The organism is Rothia sp. P5766 (assembly GCF_048513555.1).
GTDB lineage: Bacteria > Actinomycetota > Actinomycetes > Actinomycetales > Micrococcaceae > Rothia.
The window spans coordinates 33,070-51,233 of record NZ_JBLXXS010000009.1; the positions used below are offsets into that span (position 1 = coordinate 33,070).

The 18,164-nt window shown below is 55.5% G+C and carries 17 protein-coding genes; 8 read left to right on the forward strand and 9 right to left on the reverse strand.

Annotated elements, in window-relative coordinates:
* Positions 1-36: 36 nt before the first annotated feature.
* The gene (locus tag ACN08V_RS06155; protein ID WP_419104899.1) at positions 37-3,240 is read right to left on the reverse strand and encodes a DEAD/DEAH box helicase; all 3,204 of its coding nucleotides are present in this window, start codon (positions 3,238-3,240) and stop codon (positions 37-39) included.
* A 168-nt stretch (positions 3,241-3,408) separates the two neighbouring features.
* Between ACN08V_RS06155 and ACN08V_RS06160 the strand changes: the two genes are divergently transcribed.
* The 4 genes from ACN08V_RS06160 to ACN08V_RS06175 are packed head-to-tail and all read left to right on the forward strand — an operon-like array spanning position 3,409 to position 6,834.
* The gene (locus ACN08V_RS06160; protein ID WP_419104900.1) at positions 3,409-4,314 is read left to right on the forward strand and encodes an ABC transporter ATP-binding protein; all 906 of its coding nucleotides are present in this window, start codon (positions 3,409-3,411) and stop codon (positions 4,312-4,314) included.
* Between the two features lie 23 nt (positions 4,315-4,337).
* On the forward strand, positions 4,338-5,102 hold the full coding sequence (locus ACN08V_RS06165; protein WP_419104901.1) for an ABC transporter permease: 765 nt from the start codon (positions 4,338-4,340) through the stop codon (positions 5,100-5,102).
* Positions 5,103-5,119: 17 nt separating this feature from the next.
* Positions 5,120-6,232 (forward strand): sensor histidine kinase, encoded by a 1,113-nt coding sequence (locus ACN08V_RS06170; RefSeq protein ID WP_419104902.1) that lies wholly within the window; start codon positions 5,120-5,122, stop codon positions 6,230-6,232.
* Positions 6,229-6,834 (forward strand): response regulator transcription factor, encoded by a 606-nt coding sequence (locus ACN08V_RS06175; protein WP_419104903.1) that lies wholly within the window; start codon positions 6,229-6,231, stop codon positions 6,832-6,834. The genes ACN08V_RS06170 and ACN08V_RS06175 overlap by 4 nt, the downstream gene beginning before the upstream one ends.
* Before the next feature lie 10 nt (positions 6,835-6,844).
* Here ACN08V_RS06175 and ACN08V_RS06180 read toward each other — a convergent pair whose 3' ends face one another.
* The gene (locus tag ACN08V_RS06180) at positions 6,845-7,168 is read right to left on the reverse strand and encodes a DMT family transporter (RefSeq protein ID WP_419099376.1); all 324 of its coding nucleotides are present in this window, start codon (positions 7,166-7,168) and stop codon (positions 6,845-6,847) included.
* Between the two features lie 92 nt (positions 7,169-7,260).
* On the opposite strand from ACN08V_RS06180, the gene ACN08V_RS06185 reads away from it, so the two are divergent.
* Positions 7,261-8,526: a DNA recombination protein RmuC gene (locus tag ACN08V_RS06185; protein ID WP_419104904.1), complete on the forward strand. Its 1,266-nt coding sequence runs from the start codon at positions 7,261-7,263 to the stop codon at positions 8,524-8,526.
* Positions 8,527-8,529: 3 nt separating this feature from the next.
* Here the strand turns inward: ACN08V_RS06185 and ACN08V_RS06190 are convergent, their stop codons facing one another.
* Positions 8,530-9,621, reverse strand: a complete 1,092-nt coding sequence (locus ACN08V_RS06190) for a 4-hydroxy-3-methylbut-2-enyl diphosphate reductase (protein WP_419099374.1) — start codon at positions 9,619-9,621, stop codon at positions 8,530-8,532.
* Between the two features lie 20 nt (positions 9,622-9,641).
* On the reverse strand, positions 9,642-10,856 hold the full coding sequence (locus ACN08V_RS06195; protein ID WP_419104905.1) for a hypothetical protein: 1,215 nt from the start codon (positions 10,854-10,856) through the stop codon (positions 9,642-9,644).
* Positions 10,857-10,991: 135 nt separating this feature from the next.
* On the opposite strand from ACN08V_RS06195, the gene xseA reads away from it, so the two are divergent.
* Both xseA and ACN08V_RS06205 read left to right on the forward strand, forming a co-directional pair.
* Positions 10,992-12,293 (forward strand): exodeoxyribonuclease VII large subunit, encoded by a 1,302-nt coding sequence (gene xseA, locus ACN08V_RS06200; protein WP_419104906.1) that lies wholly within the window; start codon positions 10,992-10,994, stop codon positions 12,291-12,293.
* Positions 12,294-12,354: 61 nt separating this feature from the next.
* The gene (locus ACN08V_RS06205) at positions 12,355-12,591 is read left to right on the forward strand and encodes an exodeoxyribonuclease VII small subunit (RefSeq protein ID WP_419099371.1); all 237 of its coding nucleotides are present in this window, start codon (positions 12,355-12,357) and stop codon (positions 12,589-12,591) included.
* 100 nt (positions 12,592-12,691) lie between these two features.
* Here the strand turns inward: ACN08V_RS06205 and ACN08V_RS06210 are convergent, their stop codons facing one another.
* Genes ACN08V_RS06210 through ACN08V_RS06220 form a run of 3 tightly spaced genes read right to left on the reverse strand, consistent with a single transcriptional unit; the run spans position 12,692 to position 15,517 of the window.
* Complete coding sequence (locus tag ACN08V_RS06210; RefSeq protein ID WP_419104907.1) at positions 12,692-13,909, reverse strand: pyridoxal phosphate-dependent aminotransferase; 1,218 nt, start codon at positions 13,907-13,909, stop codon at positions 12,692-12,694.
* Positions 13,910-13,919: 10 nt separating this feature from the next.
* Positions 13,920-15,035 carry a glycine betaine ABC transporter substrate-binding protein gene (locus tag ACN08V_RS06215; protein ID WP_419104908.1) on the reverse strand — a complete coding sequence of 372 codons (1,116 nt, stop codon included), beginning with the start codon at positions 15,033-15,035 and terminating at the stop codon, positions 13,920-13,922.
* Positions 15,036-15,037: 2 nt separating this feature from the next.
* On the reverse strand, positions 15,038-15,517 hold the full coding sequence (locus tag ACN08V_RS06220; protein WP_419104909.1) for an NUDIX hydrolase: 480 nt from the start codon (positions 15,515-15,517) through the stop codon (positions 15,038-15,040).
* A gap of 149 nt (positions 15,518-15,666) precedes the next feature.
* On the opposite strand from ACN08V_RS06220, the gene ACN08V_RS06225 reads away from it, so the two are divergent.
* On the forward strand, positions 15,667-16,716 hold the full coding sequence (locus tag ACN08V_RS06225; protein ID WP_419104910.1) for a mechanosensitive ion channel family protein: 1,050 nt from the start codon (positions 15,667-15,669) through the stop codon (positions 16,714-16,716).
* 46 nt (positions 16,717-16,762) lie between these two features.
* Here ACN08V_RS06225 and ACN08V_RS06230 read toward each other — a convergent pair whose 3' ends face one another.
* Positions 16,763-17,689: a LysR substrate-binding domain-containing protein gene (locus tag ACN08V_RS06230; protein WP_419104911.1), complete on the reverse strand. Its 927-nt coding sequence runs from the start codon at positions 17,687-17,689 to the stop codon at positions 16,763-16,765.
* 1 nt (position 17,690) lies between these two features.
* Complete coding sequence (locus ACN08V_RS06235; RefSeq protein WP_419104912.1) at positions 17,691-18,122, reverse strand: hypothetical protein; 432 nt, start codon at positions 18,120-18,122, stop codon at positions 17,691-17,693.
* Positions 18,123-18,164: the final 42 nt, after the last annotated feature.

Sequence of the window (18,164 nt, forward strand, 5' to 3'; positions counted from 1 at the left end):
AGTTAGAGGGCGATAATCAGCTACCTGCGCCAGGGGTTAGTGCCCGAGCAATCTATTCATTGTCGAGAAATAAGGAAGACCGCCCCACTCATCCCTGTCGCCGATAACGTAAAGCCTGCGCTTCGCCCGGCTGACAGCAACATTCAGGAGGTTAGGGGTTTGTGCGGCCCAGCTACGTGCACCCGGATTATGCTTACCCGTTCCTAGCACCAGGATAACTGCAGTCGCTTCCTTACCCTGAGTGCTGTGAATCGTACCAGCTTGTAATCCCTGACCACGCTCTTTGCCAATTTGCGCCAGCCGATTCGCAATCTTTTTAAAAGGTGAAATCACCATAATTTCTGAGTCGAGAACACCAACGGTGTTGAGTTCATTCAGCAATTCTTTAAGCCTACGGATTTCCTCTATCTGCACCTTTTCGACACCTGGTGCGGAGGCTAAATGGAACCACTGGGTTTTAAGAGACTGCAAGGGCAACTGTTCCCCAAATTCATTAGGACTCATGAACCTAGGGTCCTCATCACGCTTTACACCTTGGAGCATAGCGTTATCGTAAGCAACCTCATTGGAGATAGAGAACATAGGCTCATCACAGCGCCGATGCACACGAAGGGGCGCACTCACCCAGCGCACTTCTTCATCATCACCGATCGAGGTTCCATCTTCTGATACACGATCCACTACAGATTGGACAGAAGCATTCGGTGGTTGCCAGTCGCTGGAAATGCCCATCTTGCAAGCAATCTGTTTTCCCACATAGTTGGGTAGCGTGACAACGGGCTCCAGCTGCAATGGGTCTCCCACTACCAGGGCATTTTGGGCAAGCTGAAAAATGCCCACAGCCTGTTGAGGCCTTGCCTGCCCAGCTTCATCCACAATGACCCAGCCCAGACTTTCCCGGGGAAGGCCAGCAAATAATTTGGTTGCCGAAGCAAAAGTTGAGGAAACCAACGGTACTACCATGAAAAAAGCCGACCAAAGTGTTGGGGGTAATTCTTCGTCAACTTTTTTCCCTAGCATCAGGTCAAAGGTCACACTCAGTAGAAACTTAAATTTAGATGCATTGTGGAGAACAAAATCCTCATGAAGGCGCATTGACTCAATAAAAAGTTCGCTGCGTGCCCTATCTAGCTCAGCAGTAAGCCATGGAGTATTAATCTCTAAGTTCTGGTTCCTCTCCGGGAAACTATCGCCAAAGAAATCTCTATCCTGTCCAAGTAGTTGTTCCAGGTCAAGTAGGACCCTGCGCTGAGCTTCAGCAGACGAAGCAAATTTCTGAATGTCCGCAATGAGACGTTGTTCTTCATCCTGTAGCCGACTAAAGTGCTTGCGCTTCTCAAGAAGCAGGCTCTCAGAGCTCTGGGATAACATCTCAATTTCTGCATAACGCTCATACCAGGTTTTATGTGCTTTTCCCCAGCTCATCATGTTGCTCCAGAAACCAGGTTTAGCAGCTAACTGGGTCTGCAATCTTACTTGAGCCATTTCGTACTCGGTTTGAGCTGCTTGAAGCTCCCGCTCTAAAAAGCTAATATCTTCTTTATTTTTTTGATAGAGGCTCTGAACAGTTAATAAATTCTGCTCAGCTGACTGCAAGTTCTCTCGAACTTTGGGGAGCTGCTTCAAATGAATTTCAGCTTGTTGAGCCCGGTCAAGCAGACCTTTAACCCTCTTTTCTTTTTCTCGATAAGCAGTTACCGCTTGCTGCCAGTCACGTTTATCCGAAGGGTCCTTCAAAATTTCTTCTAAAGATTTTGGGTCATGGTCTTTGAGCCTTGACCATACTTTCTTTTTAAAATCACGGCAGTTAGATCGCTTCCCCAGTCTCGCGGCTGCCAAGCCCCAAGCCAGTTTCTGCTGTTTCTTACTGCTAATTGCCTTGCTCGCAGGGTCAGCAAAAAAGCTGAGGCCCTCAAACTCATCGCTCACAGAATCTAGCTGAGGTAGTTCCAGCGAGATGTTCTCGACAGCAGTGTTGTTAGCGCTAACTACTAGCATTTCGAAGCCACGAAGTTGCTGAGCAAGCACTGACAGCTTGTACTCCTTGCCGTTGGGTGCTTTATAGGGTTGGAATCCTGTGAATCCAGCCTGTGGCTCTGCTAATTCTGCTAGTCTACGGGCACGCTCAACTATCAGATCAGCATAAACATCGCGAACCAGAGTGGTTTTTCCGGTTCCGGGAGGCCCGTTGACGCCCAGCAGGGATCCATGGCTCTGTGACTCACGAATCTTATTAACGGTGAACTGCTGACTCATCGCTAGATGGTACTCCGGGTTAGTGGGCCACCTGCCCAAGGCAGTTTTACCGGGAGCTACGCCTTCCTGGAGATATTCTTGATTTTTTCGTACATCACGGCGACAGATTCCCTGCACTTGTGAGTCAGTAAACAAATATCTTTGCAATGGTGCGCTGAGGTCCCCCTCCGCTGCATCTTTGATTGCCCGATCTAAATCGCCCAGGTGGAAGCTACCCAGCAGATGATCAGGATCAATCCTCTGGGCTCCTTCAAGGTTATCCACCCGGATGCGGGTTCGTTTATACCTAAAGACAGGCCTAAGGAGACGTTCTTCAGCAAGACTACTTAATTTGCCATCAACTGTTTTAGGGGATTTTTGGGCTCGCAGGGAAAGATAATGTATGCGCCGCAAAAGATCAATGTCAATTGGTAGCTGGTCAGATAGTAGATCTAGATCGCTCATTGTTTTATCTTCGCGATGAAGTCCTTTAGCCTCTCGCACCCTATTTGCTTCGAGGTGAATCAAAGAGTCATTGAGCTCTTTATTCGTTGTATCAATTGACAGTGCGTGGTCAGTGGGTAACAGATTCTTTCGGTACAAACCCCATAAAGCGGTGGTCAGCTGTGCACTTCCCAGAATCAGGCGGCCGTAATGATCGATTTGAAAGCTTGCTACAGCAGTTTCGGCTTCATCGTCTGGGCGTTTTAATTCTTTTTCTTCTTCAGAAATATGTTTACTGAGCTCATCGAAAATAAGCTTTTGGGGGAAGACCCCGGCATAAATGTAGTAAGCCCACTCGTAACGATGGTCCGGGAACCGAGGGTCTTGTGGTGGCAATTCGCTGCTTTCCCAAGGTAGAGGACCCTTAAGACTAAGATCTTGAACAAGTACATGCTCAAAAGGGTTTCCCTGCACTTGCGGGACTTTCTGCGGTTCAAAGAGTTCCAGAATACGCCAGTAACGCAGGATATTCTGCTGAAATTTCTGGTTGGTATGCACCATTCCCTCACCCCTCAATATAGATTCCTTATCTCACAGTACAGAGTTTTTACTGATGGTGCCTACCTTAGCTACGGTTTACCCATTCTTTACCTCCCTATGACAAATATCAGGGGTAAGTCGTGACGTTTAGCATCGGGCGCTAGGGCGGGCCAGCGGCAAGCTAGAAGTATGAAAACCGCAGTTGCAGCCTCTCACCTCACCCAGACCTTTACCAGCCACACCGGTACCGTTGAGGCAGTCAAAGACGTTAGCTTCACCCTGGCTCCCGGTGAAGTTGTTGCCCTCCTTGGTGAAAACGGGGCCGGTAAATCGACCCTGCTCGATATGCTCCTAGGGCTGGCCTCCCCCACGGCGGGGTCCGTTAAAATCTGTGGAACCGCACCGGCGCAGGCAGTCAGAGCATCCCGGGTAGCTGCCGTCCTCCAGAGCGGTGGCCTGCTCAAAGACCTCACCGTCAAAGACCAGGTAGCCATGGTCGCCGCAACCTACCCCACTGCACCCAAGGTCTGGGCAGCTCTCGAAGCCGCAGGTATAGCCGATATCGCCAACCGCAAGATCGCCAAGTGCTCAGGCGGCCAGCAACAAAAAGTCAGGTTCGCTATCGCCCTTTTGGGTGACCCAGCGATCCTTATGCTTGATGAACCCACTACCGGCATGGACGTCAAAGCCCGCGCGGCCTTCTGGGAGTCCATGCACGCCCAGGCCACCCTGGGCAAAACCATTCTTTTTGCCACACACTACCTGGAAGAAGCCCAGGACTTTGCCGACCGTATCATCATGCTGTCCCACGGTTCAGTGGTTGCCGATGCCACCACCGAACAGATAAGGGCACAGGCAGGTGTGCGCACCGTACGTTTCCGCCTGGACGGTGGTAGCGAGCTGGCGCTGACAGCCCAGCAACAAGAAGAATGGGGTGTCCAGCTCAGTCCAGCCCAGAAGGGCACGTACACCCTGAGCTGTGTCGAGGTCGAGCGCTTCCTGGCTTTCGTGCTTGCTGAGTACCCCCTAACCCAGCTAGAGGTGACCCAGCCAACACTGGCTGAGGCTTTTAGTATCCTCGCCCGCACCAACTAACCACACACGCTAAGGATTCAGCTATGCAACTTCTCCGCTTTATGGGCTACGACCTTAAGCACTCCCTCATGAACTTTTCGTCTTTCTTCTACCTGCTTCTGATGCCGGTGGGCTTCTACTTACTCTTTGGGGCCATGCAGGACTACAGCCATATGGCCTTCAGGGACGGTGATGCTGCCGCCTACGTCATGCTGGGTATGGCGGTCTACGGTGCCGTCGTGGGCGCGGTATCATCTGCCGGCAATGCGGTGATTGAAATTGAGTCAGGCTGGGGCCGCCAGCTGGCCCTGACGCCAATAACCTCTCGCCAGCTCCTTGCCACTAAGACTGTCAACGCACTGGTGACAACAGCTCTGCCGGTGCTCTGCGTCAATCTAACCGCCCTGCTGACTCAAGCCAGCATACCTCTAGGCCAGCAGGTAGCCTGTGCCTTAGTCACCCTAGCCGTCTCCGCTATCTTCGTTGCCTACGGGAGCCTCATTGCCAGACTCTTCAAAAACGCCCGTGCCGTCTCTGTAGCTTCCGGTCTGTTGGTCTTCTTCTCCTTCTTTGGCACCACCTTCAGCCCGCTCTCCACGGACCTCTTGGCGGTTGCACGTTTCACCCCGCTCTACGGGGTTACCCAGCTCTCCCGTTACTTCTTCACACGGGGTGATACCGTCACCACCGACCCCAACACCTGGTTTGTCACCGAGCCAGTCAGCTACGCCCTACTGAACCTGGCTTTCTGGGGAGCAGTCTTCATGGTGGGAAACTGGTTACTCCGCAAGCGCGTACATTCCCGCTAGAGTGAGACAATAGAACCGTGAACTTCTCCGCACTCAAGAACTTTGACAGAGTAGCAGCGGGTTTCTCAGGGATTTGGCTGGTCTTCCTGCTCTACCCGCTGAGCTACCTCCTGAACAACAGCTCTTTTACGTTCACTCAGAAGGTAGTCGGACTTATCTGCTTCCTCCTGTTCTCCCTGATCTACCTGCTCTCTTTTGGGGCCTACGATTTGTTGACCGAGCCTCGCCCCGTTTTCAAGACCCTCTACTGGAACCTGTTGCTCCTTTTTCCCGCTATTGGGCTATCTTCGATGCTAGGAGGATGGGGCTTCTACCTTTCCTCTTTCTGCGTGGCCCTCTGGGCTTTTCATGCGCCGCAAAGGGTTGGGATCATCGTCGGGGCTGTGATAGCCCTGGTGATGTCGGCCTGCTTAGTTTTCTTTTACCGGGATATCTTGTTCCGGGGTGGCTATGGATTCATTACCGGTTCCATTTTTGTGCTGGTCATGGCAACGCTAAGTTACTGGGCGGATCTGCGCAGGGAACGGGAGGAAGAACTGGCTCGGGCTCAACAGGCTGAGCACATAGCCCGGGACGTCCACGATATTTTGGGGCATTCACTGACCGTTATCAACCTTAAAGCTGAACTTGCCGCGGCACTTGCCACGGCCCAGCCGGAGAAAGCCCGTGATCAGATGCAAGAGGTAGCGGTTCTATCGCGCACCGCTCTAGCGGAAGTACGGGCTACCGTGACCCGAATGAAGAGCCCCGATCTCGCTGGGCAGCTTGAAGCCGCTCGTAGGGCTCTGGAAACCGCCCAGATTAGGGCTCATCTGCCAGAACCGGCTAGGGTAGCGATAGCCGGGAATAATGCCACTCTTTTTAGCTGGGTGCTGCGCGAAGCCATCACCAATGTCCTACGCCACTCATCGGCCCGTAACTGCTGGGTAAACCTAGATGCCGAACGAATCGAAATCATTGACGACGGCACCAAGGGCCCCTTTAAACCCGGTAACGGGCTGCTGGGCTTACAGGCTAGAGTCCAGGAAGCAGGCGGAGATCTGCTTATAGCCCACGGTAGCTCCACCCGTCTACTGGCTACGATGAACGGGGATACCTCACCCCTGACCGGCCCAGGAGGGAGTGCATGATTAAGATTCTGATTGCTGATGATCAGCAACTAGTCCGTGAAGCCTTGGGGGCGCTGCTGTCCTTGCAGCCTGACCTGGAACTAGTTGGCACCTGCGGGCGGGGAGACGAGGTCTTCCCCCTTGTTGAACAGAGCTCACCCGATGTCGTCCTCCTAGACATTGAGATGCCAGCAATGAACGGTATTGAGGTAGCTGCCCAGCTCAAAGAGCGTAAAGTAGCTTGCCGCTCTTTAATCGTGACAACCTTTGGCAGGCCGGGTTACCTGAGCCGAGCACTGGAGGCGGGGGCCTGTGGCTTCGTGGTCAAAGACACGCCGGCAGCCCAGCTGGCGGAGACTATCCGCAAGGTCCATGCCGGCCTGCGAGTGGTTGACCCGGCTCTGGCTGCCGAAAGTTTCTCGGTAGGGAGTTCGCCTTTGACCGACCGCGAACGTCAGGTCCTTGTAGCTGCTCAGAGCGGGGCCTCTGTATCAGCTATTGCCCAGAACTTGCATCTCTCCCAGGGGACGGTGCGTAATCATCTATCGAGCGCCATCACCAAGTTAGAAGCCTCCAACAGGTTTGATGCCGCCCGTCTAGCCCGCGAACGTGGCTGGCTTTAGAGGACTTGCTTTAGTGAGAGGCCCCGGTCAGGTTAAGCACCAAAACTCCGGCAATGATGAGGGCGATTCCCACTACTTTGGTGACTGTGACGGGTTCCCCTAAGAAGATTGCGCCGATTCCTACGATGGCCGCTGTTCCCAGGCCCGACCACAGGGCGTAGGCCACCCCCACGGGGATATCACGCACGGCGATAGAGAGCATATAAAAAGCTAGGCCGTAGCTGGTGAGGCACCCCAGAGTAAAACCCCAGCGGGTGAAGCCTTCGGTGTATTTAAGCAGGCTGGTTGCTAGCAGTTCAGCGATAATTGCTATGGTCAAAAAGAGGTAGGGCATAGTCACCTATTGTGCCTATCAAAGCTCTAAAAGGCCAGAGACCCAGCCCACCCCAGCGCGGTCATCTGCTGGGCCGGGTTAGAGTAGAGATTATGGCTACACCAACGGTTCTTCTTGCGATCATTCTTGCCCTGGTTTTGGGCACCCTGGCCGGTTTCTTCTGGGGGCGGGCGGGCAACGGTTCTACCGATGCGCTCCGCGAAAAAAATGCTCGGCTCACTGCGGATCTTGCTGCCGCCCAGCGGGCTGAGACTCTGCTAAGTGAGCGGGTCAGGGAGCTTCAGGCCCGGGCGGAGGCCGATGAAGACGTCCTACTGGCGCTAGCCCCGGTCAAGACCCAGCTGGCAACCATGGAAAAGTCAGTGCGTACCATGGAGACCCAGCGCGCCCAGCAGTACGGGGGCCTGGCTCAGGCTCTGAATGAGACGAATAAGACCAGCCACCAGCTCCGCGAGGTCACGGGCCTGCTTTCTTCCGCTTTGCGCTCTACCAGTGCCCGGGGTAGCTGGGGTGAGGCCCAGCTACGCCGTGTGGTAGAGGCCGCCGGCATGCTCCGGCATGTGACCTTTAGCGAGCAGAGCACCACAGTAGCTACCGATAGCAGGGGTCAGGAGCGACAGATTCGACCGGATATGGTGGTTCATCTACCCGGCGGTAAAACGGTGGTACTCGATGCTAAGGCACCCTTGAGTTCCTACCTTGATGCCCAGGAGGCTGAGGGGCCGGTGCAGGCCGAGCTATTGGGCCGTCACGCTAAGGCTGTTCGCGCTCACCTTGATGCCCTGGCCTCTAAGCAATATTGGGCCGGTTTTGGGGCTTCACCGGAATTGGTGCTCTGCTTTATCCCGGTAGAGTCAGCCCTTTCGGCGGCACTGACCGCAGACGCTAAGCTCTTGGACTACGCCGCGGCCAAGAACGTAGCACTGGTATCGCCTGTATCGCTGTTGGCCGCGCTTAAGGCTATTTCCTTCTCCTGGCGGCAGGATGCTCTGACCGATAACGCCCGGGAGCTCTTTAATCTTTCACAGCAGCTCTATGAGCGACTCGGTACCGCGGGGTCCCATCTTGCGGGTATGGGTAAGTCCTTGGCGCGCACTGTTGATTCGTATAACGCGCTGGTGGGTTCCTTAGAGACCCGTGTGTTTGTGACCGCCCGCAAGATGACGGCTCTCTCCGGGGTGCAGGACGCTACCGGTCACCTGAGCCCCACCCCTTCGGAAGCTAGCCTTAAACCGCTGACGGCACCGGAGTTCATGACCTCCCTCCCCCAGTACCATGCGGAGAGTACCCAGAGAAAAGAGAACATCGGCCCTGAGCCTTACGACTCGTGGACCGATGAACCTCTTTTTGATGAATAAGGCTTAGCGGGTGGGCTTTGAACCTCGTCCGCCCAGCCGCATAGCGGGAGCACCGGTGTCGTTCTTCAGCGCAGCACGCAGTTCTTTGGGGAGGGAAAAGAGGATGTCTTCCTTAGCGGTTTCGTGTTCCTCAACATCGGTGTAGCCGTAGTCAGCGAGCAGGTGCAGGACCTCTTGCACCAGCACCTCGGGAACCGATGCACCGGAGGTCAGCCCCACTGTGGTTACGCCCTCAAACCAGGCTTCATCGACCTGGTGAGCAAAATCAACGCGCTCGGCACGCTGAGCACCGTATTCCTCAGCGACCTCCTTGAGGCGCACCGAGTTTGATGAGTTAGAAGAACCCACAACAATCACGAGGTCGCTCTTGGGAGCAATTTCCTTGATAGCACCCTGACGGTTTGAGGTTGCGTAGCAGATATCGTCTGAGGGCGGGTCCTGGAGGGTGGGGAAACGCTCGCGCAGGCGGGCAACGGTCTCAAGGGTTTCGTCCACCGACAGGGTTGTCTGAGAAATCCACACGACCTTTTCGGGGTCGCGCACAGTTACCCGGTCAACTTCGTCGGGCGAGTTAACAATCTGGATGTGTTCGGGAGCTTCGCCTGCTGTGCCCTCGACCTCTTCGTGGCCGGTGTGGCCAATCAGCAGAATGTCATAGTCCTGCTTAGCAAAGCGGACCGCTTCCCGGTGCACCTTGGATACCAGTGGGCAGGTCGCATCAATAGTGTTAAGCTGGCGCTCAGCGGCAGAATCGACAACGGCAGGAGAAACACCGTGGGCTGAGAATACGGTGACGGCGCCCTCGGGAACTTCCTCTACCTCGTCCACAAAGATTGCGCCCTGAGCTTCTAGAGTCTCAACGACGTGTCGATTGTGCACAATCTGTTTGCGCACGTACACCGGAGCACCGTAGTGCTCTAGAGCACGTTCAACGGCGATAACCGCGCGGTCAACGCCAGCGCAGTAGCCGCGCGGGGCGGCCAGAAGTACTTTTTTGGGGCCGGTTGGTGCGGCGGCCTCAATTTCTTGGCGGGTCCGGCGCACACGTGGCACGGTGGGCAGGCCCAGTTCAATGGTCTTTTCGGCAGTGGACATAGTCTCTATCCTACGTTGTTCTAGCGAAAGCGTGCAGTGGCGGGTCTCGCAGTTACGCGGAGCACCGCTATGAGAATTGCCAGCAGGGTCAGGACGACCGCCGCAATCAGCACCTCAAAGGCCAGTCCGTTCAGGTAGCTGGCAAAGGATTCAGCAATTAACTGTGAGAGTTTCTGGAAAAAGAGCACACCGGAGCTACTTGCGCCCTGCCCAAGGCCCGAGAGCCATGAGGCTCCGCCACCGATCAGGGCGGTTGCCCAGAGAAGTCCTGCCCCCATGAAAGCCACGCAAGCCAGGTGAGCACATTTAGAACCGGGCCACAGCAGAAAGCCCAGCAGGGCGGAGCCAGCGCAACCGGCTAGAAGAATCGGCCAGAGGCCCGCGAACCCTATCAGGGTGTTAATACTTGTGTTAACCGGCCAGATACTCTCGCCGGTATCGAGCATAAGGGTTCGCCCGGGAAGGGCGCTGGTATCAAGTGAGATACCAGTTGTGGCCCGCAGGGAATCACTAGCTTTATCGTAGATAGCTGAAAAGTCGAGCATGGCGGGCCTGGTCTCCCCCGAAAAGTTATAGCGGTGGGAGTCACTCATAGCTTTCGCCCACAACTCCGGGTAGTCTTCCGAGGCAACGACGGTGCCTGTGGCCTGGTTAACCAGGGTATATGTCTGGTCGTATAACCAGTTCTGGGCGCCCCCGTACCAGGTCTCACTGTTCCCGTCCCCCAGGTAGGTGCTGATGGTAGGTGAAGCCATGATGTCATCGGTGACCGCTGAGGCCAGGCTGTTCTGGAAGTCCTGGTCTGTCGCCAGTCCCTGGGCCATAGCCGTGAAGTTATCGGTATCGACGATGGCGCTCTGGGCCCAGTAGGCCGTAACACCGGCTAGCCCACACAAGAGGGTGAATAGGGCTAGCAGACTACAGAAGAAGCGGCGAAAGATCCGATAAGGAGGTTTGGCCGGGTAGGGGTAGGCAGGTAGGGGCGCAGGATTTACAGGAACCGGGTAGGAAGAAGCAGGAACCGTCTGTGCCTGGGGCACACGCCCCTGCCCCTGCCCCTGGGGAAGCGTGTGCTGGTAAGCAGCTGCTGTGCCGTAGGTTACGGCTCTAACAGCGGAAGCAGATTGCCCCTGAGTTTCTTGGTAGATGACACGTTGGTTCTCGGCCTGGACCTGAGGGTTAGTCCAGTTGCCGTCACCGTGCTCATTAAAATCATGCCTACTTTGTGTGCCCATAGTCCTTGAATAGTAGCTTGTTTATCTAGCTTTTGGGGTGTTTTAACCTGTAGAAGCCCCTTTGATGCTATAAAAAGTACGACCGACCCTCGTTAAGAGGCTAAAAGTGTCAGCCCCCGGTGGTAGTAGTGGTATATGAATACTTTTGGCGAACCTACGCTCGCTGAACTCCAGCAGCAACAAGAGGAAGGGCGGGAGTCCCGGCAACATGCCCAACGGGCCGGCCAGACCACACCCGATAACCCTTGGCCACTTCATCTGCTCTCCCATAAGATGCACGAGTATATAGCCCGGTGTGTGCCAACCTGGGTCGAAGGCCAGGTAATTGAGCTCAACCACCGGGGCCGAGTCTCTTACCTGACCCTGCGCGATATTGACCAGGAAGTCTCAGTGTCGGTGACGGTCTGGGGTTCAGAGATGGCAAAAATTCAGGGGCAGGTAGAACGAGGTTCACGCATCGTCCTGCAACTTAAGCCAGATTTCTGGGTTAAAACCGGTCGGCTCTCCATGCAAGGTTCCAACATTAAGCCGGTGGGTGTGGGCTCCATGCTCGAACGTATTGAGCAGCTCCGTGCCAAGCTCCAGGCCCAGGGCCTGTTCGATGCCGGCCGCAAAAAACCGCTCCCGCTCCTGCCCCACACCATCGGCTTGATTACCGGGCGCGATTCAGATGCCCTCAAAGATGTGATTCGTAATGCCAGCCTCCGCTGGCCTGCTGTTAACTTTGCGGTGCGGGAGGTAGCTGTTCAAGGTGTTCATGCGGTAGCCCAGGTAACAGCGGCCCTGGCTGAGCTTGATGCGGATCCCTCCATTGACCTGATTGTAATTGCACGCGGTGGTGGCTCCTTCGAGGATCTACTGCCCTTCTCAGAAGAAGCCATGGTTCGCGCCGTTGCGGCGGCCCGTACCCCTGTGGTCTCTGCTATCGGGCATGAGGCCGATTCACCTCTCCTTGATCATGTGGCCGATGTGCGTGCTTCAACACCCACCGACGCTGGTAAGCGTATCGTGCCCGACGTCGCCGATGAGCGTGAGTTCTTCCGGGCAGCCCGCTACCAGCTGATGCGCTCTCTTGAGCTGCTGATTCAGCGTGAGCGCATGGGGCTAACCCAGGTCCGTTCCCGCCCGGCCCTTGCCGCCCCAGCTTCAACCATGCTGGCGCGGGCTGAGGATATTGAGCGTCTCCGAGCCCGAGCATTAACAGCGGCCACCCATCGGCTGGTACGCGACCGTGAGCAGGTGAGCCAGCTCAGGGCACGGGTCACGGCGCTCTCCCCCCAGCAGACGCTTGAACGGGGCTATTCTCTGGTACAAACAGCGTCGGGAGCCTTAGTCCGCGACAGTAGCACCCTTGAAGAGGGGCAGGCTCTTAAAGTGCGTGTGGCACAGGGTAGCCTGAAGGCCACCGTGACCTCAGTTTCAGATAGTGTTCTCTAGCCCCATCTCTCCCCCGCCCTGTAGAACGACTTAGACCAAAACACTAATAGAAGGAATTATCGTGAGCGACAATATCGAATTTGCAACCGAGCTTAATGCCCGCCCTGTGGATGAGCTTTCCTACGAACAAGCCCGCGAGGAGCTCATGCAGGTCGTAACCCGCATGGAGTCCGGGGCTTCCACCCTCGAAGAATCCATTGCCCTCTGGGAGCGCGGCGAGGCCTTGGCAGCTCGTTGTGAGGCCTGGCTTGACGGTGCCCAGGCGCGCTTAGATGCCGCCAAGCAGGCCACTAGCTAGGCCGGGCCTCGCAAATCTGCAAGAACGCAGGCGCAGAGAAAATGGCATCACTTTCTCTGCGCCTGCGCGCCTCTATATGCCTATATGTCGGCCTTTACAACTAATTCTGTTTGTAGTCGCTCAGGAAGTTGCCCAGGCGTTCCAGCGCATCAGCCAGGGTGTGAACATCCGGGAGGAAGACCAGTCGGAAGTGGTCGGGTTGCCCCCAGTTAAAGGCCGTTCCGTGGCTGAGCAGAATCTTCTGCTCCCTGAGCAAATCAAGCATGAACTGCTCATCGCTGGTGATGTTGAACTTATCAATATCGAGCTTGGGGAAGAGGTAGAGCGCACCTTCAGCCTGCTTGACGCTCACGCCCTCCATCTGACTGAGCATCTGGTACGACAGGTCACGTTGCTCTTTAAGACGGCCACCGGGCAGAATCAAATCCTTGATGGACTGGTAGCCGCCCAGCGCTGTTTGTACGGCGTGCTGGGCAGGTACGTTAGCGCACAGACGCATGTTAGCCAGCAGGTTAATGCCCTCAATGAAGGGGGCGGCCGCGAGCTTGGGGCCGGAAATAGCGACCCAGCCGGCACGGTAACCGCAGACCCGGTAGGCCTTGGAAAGACCGGAGAAAGTCAGGGTCAGCACGTCATCATCGGCGATAGAAGCTACGTGCGTCATGGTGGCACCGTCGTAAAGAATCTTCTCGTAGATTTCATCAGCGAAAATGACCAACTCATGTTCCCGAGCAATATCTACAATCTGCCGCAGAACCTGAGGTGAGTAGACGGCGCCGGTCGGATTATTGGGGTTGATTACCACAATGCCGCGTGTCTTAGAAGTAATTTTGGACTTGATATCTTCTATATCCGGGAACCAGTTGTCTTCCTCCTTACAGAGGTAGTGCACCGGCTTGCCGCCAGCCAGCTGGGTAGCGGCAGTCCACAGAGGATAGTCGGGACTGGGGACCAGAATCTCTTCCCCATCATCTAGCAAGGCCTGCAGTGTCATGGGGATAAGCTCAGAGACACCATTACCCAGGTAAACGTCGTCGGTGGTGATGTTCATGATGCCCTCGTTCTGGTAGTACTGCACAATGGCGGTACGGGCCGAGTAGAGGCCACGGGAATCCGAGTAGCCCTGGGTGTAGGGCAGGTGCTCGATGATATCCATCATGATGGTTTCAGGCGCTTCAAAACCGAAGGGCGCGGGGTTGCCGATATTTAGCTTAAGAATACGGTGACCGCGGGCCTCCATACGGTGGGCCTCTTCTAAGATAGGCCCACGAATGTCGTAGAGGACGTTTTGAAGTTTTTTTGTTTGCTTGAATGCCATGAGACTTAGATTACCCCCTGAGGGTGCTCAACCAGAAATGTGCGGCATCAGTTTCTGAGACGGCATTATCACCGCTGGTTAAGCTGTTGAGACGAATAAGTGAGTCGGTGTTGAGCTGAGCAGATACACCGTCGATGATGTCCCGGGCTTCTTGTGGTATTTCCCCCGCACGCACCAGCGGCACGATATTCTGGGCCAGCTGTGTCCTTTCCGGATCATCGAGCAGTGTCAGATTATTGGCCGATATATCGGCACTAGCCGAAAACATGTAGGCCAGGTCCGTCTGCCCCCTAATGAGCTGCTTGGCTTGTTCGGTCCGTTCATCGGTGGTACGGACTTGGTCGGGCATACAGCCATAATATTCTCGCAGTGAGTTTTCGCCGCTTGGGTTTGCGGTGTAGGTGTCGGGGGCTACTAGGCTAAGCTGGGCGCATTTTTCGCCAAGGTCACTCATGCTACCTAAACCGTATTTTTGGGCGGTAGCGGCGGTTACCACGTAGCCGTAACGGTTTGTGGCGGCTGAGGGGTTGAGCAATTCAAGGGTGTCGGGGAGCGCAAGGTCAACGTAGCTGACGATATCGTTGCTGCTCAGACCCCGAACGTTAAGGTTTGTGGGGCTGGGGCTAGCTGTGGCTGAGGCTAGCCAAGCGGAGCTTGTTGCCGGTTGGCTAGACTGCTCAGTGGCCTGCACTCTTGACTGAGCCTGGGTGCGCTGATCATTGATGATGCTGGGGCTTGTCGAACCGTTGTCGGTCAGGTAGAGCAAGAGGTCACCTGAGAGGTCAGGGGTGATATGAACAGCGTCCCCGTCGGGGGATGTTGAGGTAGGTTGGGCAGTTGCTGAACTGTTCATATCGATGTGCATCTGCTCGAAAATAGCAGAACGATCCCTCCCGGTTTCCACAACCTCCGCGCTGTAACCAGCCTCTTGCAAAGCCACCTGATAGATGTAGGCTGCGTGCCTGGTTTCAGGTGTAAGTCCGGTTCCGATGCGGATGGTAGCGCTTGAAACTACTGCCGGGGAACTGTGGGTTGTTCCTGCCCCAGAGGCTCCACATGAGTTAAAAGCTAAGGCTGCCACCGCCCCCAGCCCCATCACTTGCCAGCGCAAAGCTTTAATCGGCATAGTCACTTAGCGCCTTTCTTCTGGTAGACCCGGCTCAGAGCAAGGGCGTCAGGGTAGCCCATCATACGGGCGGCTTCATCAACCAGGGAGTAATAGACATGGTTTTCCAATTCGGCTAAAGGAACCCACAGGGCAAGGTCAGTTGAGCCTCCAGTTTCTGAGCGCAGTTCCCCGCCTGTCCTATGAGCCCGGTAGATAGTACGAAGTGCACAAAAAGGTAGGTCACTTCCCTGGTTAGGGCCAAAGTAGCCGGCATGCACGCCCAGCAGACCATCAAGTTCCACGGTGTAACCTGTTTCTTCCAGCACCTCACGCCGGGCAGTATCTGCTGGCTGTTCGCCCGGTTCCATGCCTCCCCCAGGTAGGGTCAGGCCGGGTTTGAAGCCCGGAATGTGAGGAACCCACCGTGCTAGCAGAATCTGCTCGTCTTCAATAACTACTGCATAGGCGGCCGGGCGGGTTTCCATTTTCGGCAGAGGCATGCAAGGGTTTCCTTTACTATCGATTCTCTTCCACCAGTTTAGCGACCTGCGCCGGTGTCATTTGCCAGCCCCACCACCATATTCAGCTACCGCTCATCTACCTGGTTTGTCTTCAGCTTTACAGAAGAAAAGGTATTAGGCTCTTGGGTATGAGTTTTTCAGGGAATGTACTAGCAGAGAATTCTTCACTTGAGCAGGGAACCGCTGCAGCAGAAAGTATCATGGCGCGGATGACCAGCATAGATTTCTGGATGGGTGCACCGCTTCGCATCCTTCTGATTCTTACCATCGGGGGTATTTTGCACATACTCGTACGGGTGGTTATCAGGCATGTCGCTGATTCCATTGCACGCGGGACTCGAAGCCGAATCGTAGCCAGCGAAGATAAGAAAGGCTTGCTCGCTAAACGCTGGTCCTCAGATACGTCCCTGGCCTCCGCCCGGCAGGCCCAGCGCGCTCACACCGTAGGCTCCGTTCTCCGGTCAGTTTCAGCCATCATGATCTGGACCGTCACCATCGTCATGGTTATCGCTGAGCTCGGTTTCAATATTGCACCGGTAATCGCATCTGCCGGTGTTGTGGGTGTGGCGCTGTCCTTCGGCGCGCAGTCCCTAGTCAAGGACTTCCTTTCGGGCATCTTTATTGTGGCTGAAGATCAGCTAGGTATCGGTGACTGGGTTAATCTAGGCGATACAGAAGGGGAAGTTGAAGCTGTAGGCCTACGTACGACCCAGGTACGAGACGTCCAGGGCACCCTGTGGCATGTGCGCAACGGTGAAATCCTAAGAGTGGGCAACTCATCCCAGGGCTGGGCACGAATCGTTATTGACCTGCCTATCCCCTACGAGGCAGATATCGACGAAATGGCTGATTTCCTGGTCAAATCCACCCAGGAGGCTATTGAACTACCCGGAATTAAGGGCAATGTGTCAGGCCAACCCCAGTATCTAGGTGTCCAGTCGGTGACCGGCGAATCCGTGATTCTACGTTTGACGGTGACTACTGCCCCGTCCGAGCAGTTTGCTGTGGGCCGTAAACTCCGCGCCGAACTCAAAAAAGCTATGGATAAGCAAGGAATTCGTATCCCGCTTGCTCAGCAGTCGGTAATTCACAGCCAAGTGCACGGTAATGGTTCTGTCGCTAGCGCTAGCACCACACCCCAAAAATTTACCGACGCTTCCGCCTTCGACAAGAAGTAAAGTCAGCGTCTAGCATAGGTGCACCCTACGGAGGACACCGGAGGGGTTAGCGCTTTTTGCCTCGGCTACCGCGCCCGCTCCCCTTGGGGGCGGGCTTAGCACCCTTTTGAGCCTGGAACTGCCGCATGTTACCGCTCTTTTGCGCATTGCGTCTCTTACGGTCCTCGGTTTCACGCCGTTTATTGGCGGCCTGACGTTTACGCTTGGCTTCCTCTTTTTCACGGCCTTGCTTCTCTAAGGCGGTTTCGCGGGTGTCACTGCCCCTCTGAGAGGCGGCTGTTCTGCCCCTGGTAATACCCACAAAATCCTGAATCACAGCTTCCCGCTCTTCTTGGCGTACCTGGCGCTTCCAGACCAGCAAGACCTGGTACTCTTCTAGTCCTTCAACAGGGCGGTAGGTGACGTCCTTGCGGTGGTAGAAGCGGGCAAGAGACATAGGCACCACCAGCAAGCCCAGACCAGCGGCGACCAGCTCTACGGCATCGGCCCGGTGCCTCATGGAAGGTAGCGGGCGGGATTCCTGCACGATACGAGTCTGCTCGGTGTGTTCCCAGCCCGGTATCTCCCTAGGATCTTGAAGTAGGAACTCCTCAGCCAGATCAGCCACCGGGACCGCCTCTAGGAGGGTGAACAGATGGTCTTTGGGCAGAACGACAACGGGCACTTCGCGGTAGAGCTCAATAGCGTGGTAGAGGTTCTTATCGCGCGCTGCAGGTTCATCCTCGGCTCGCACAAGCACCATATCGGCAAAGGCATCGAGGGCGGCAAGCCCTTTGCTCTCCCCAAGTGCCACATCGGTTAGCGGGGCCAGCGCCCAATAGCGATCGCGCCAACGGTTGAACCACTTACCCGGCATCACACCGGGCACAAAGCCCACGCACAGGCCTGGCACTTTACCAACCTGCTCATAGCGATCCGTGTGTCCATCTACTAACAAATCTGTATGGGCGAGGATAGCTTGGCTGAGTATCACGCTATTTACCTTTCGGCAGTTGGGGCTTTGAACGCCGTGCACCGTGCCACCGGATGAGCAGCACAAGGATCAGGAATATAAGCACCAGTGAGAGGGCAACAGCCGGGTTTTCTAGCCAGAGCCAAATCACCGACATACCGACCGTTGCGTAAATTGTTCCCCAGAAGAAAGTGCCGACGAGCATGGCTGGTACCCATCGGGTAAGTGGCATGCGGGTAAAGCCAGTCGTGAGGATAACTGCGGTCTGAAAGCCAACCGTCACAAAACAGGCGGGAACTGCCAAGACACCCCAGCGGTTCACAAAAAACTGGGCTCTGCGGTAGAGGGGGTGGTCCATCAGGTAGCGAATTTTGTGGAAGCGACTGCTACCGGTCGAGGCCAGCCAGCCCAGGGAAAAGACGATGCTTGTTCGCACTATGCCTACCAGCCACATGAATCCTATTGCGGCACTCCAGTGCAAGCCTTCTAGCCATTC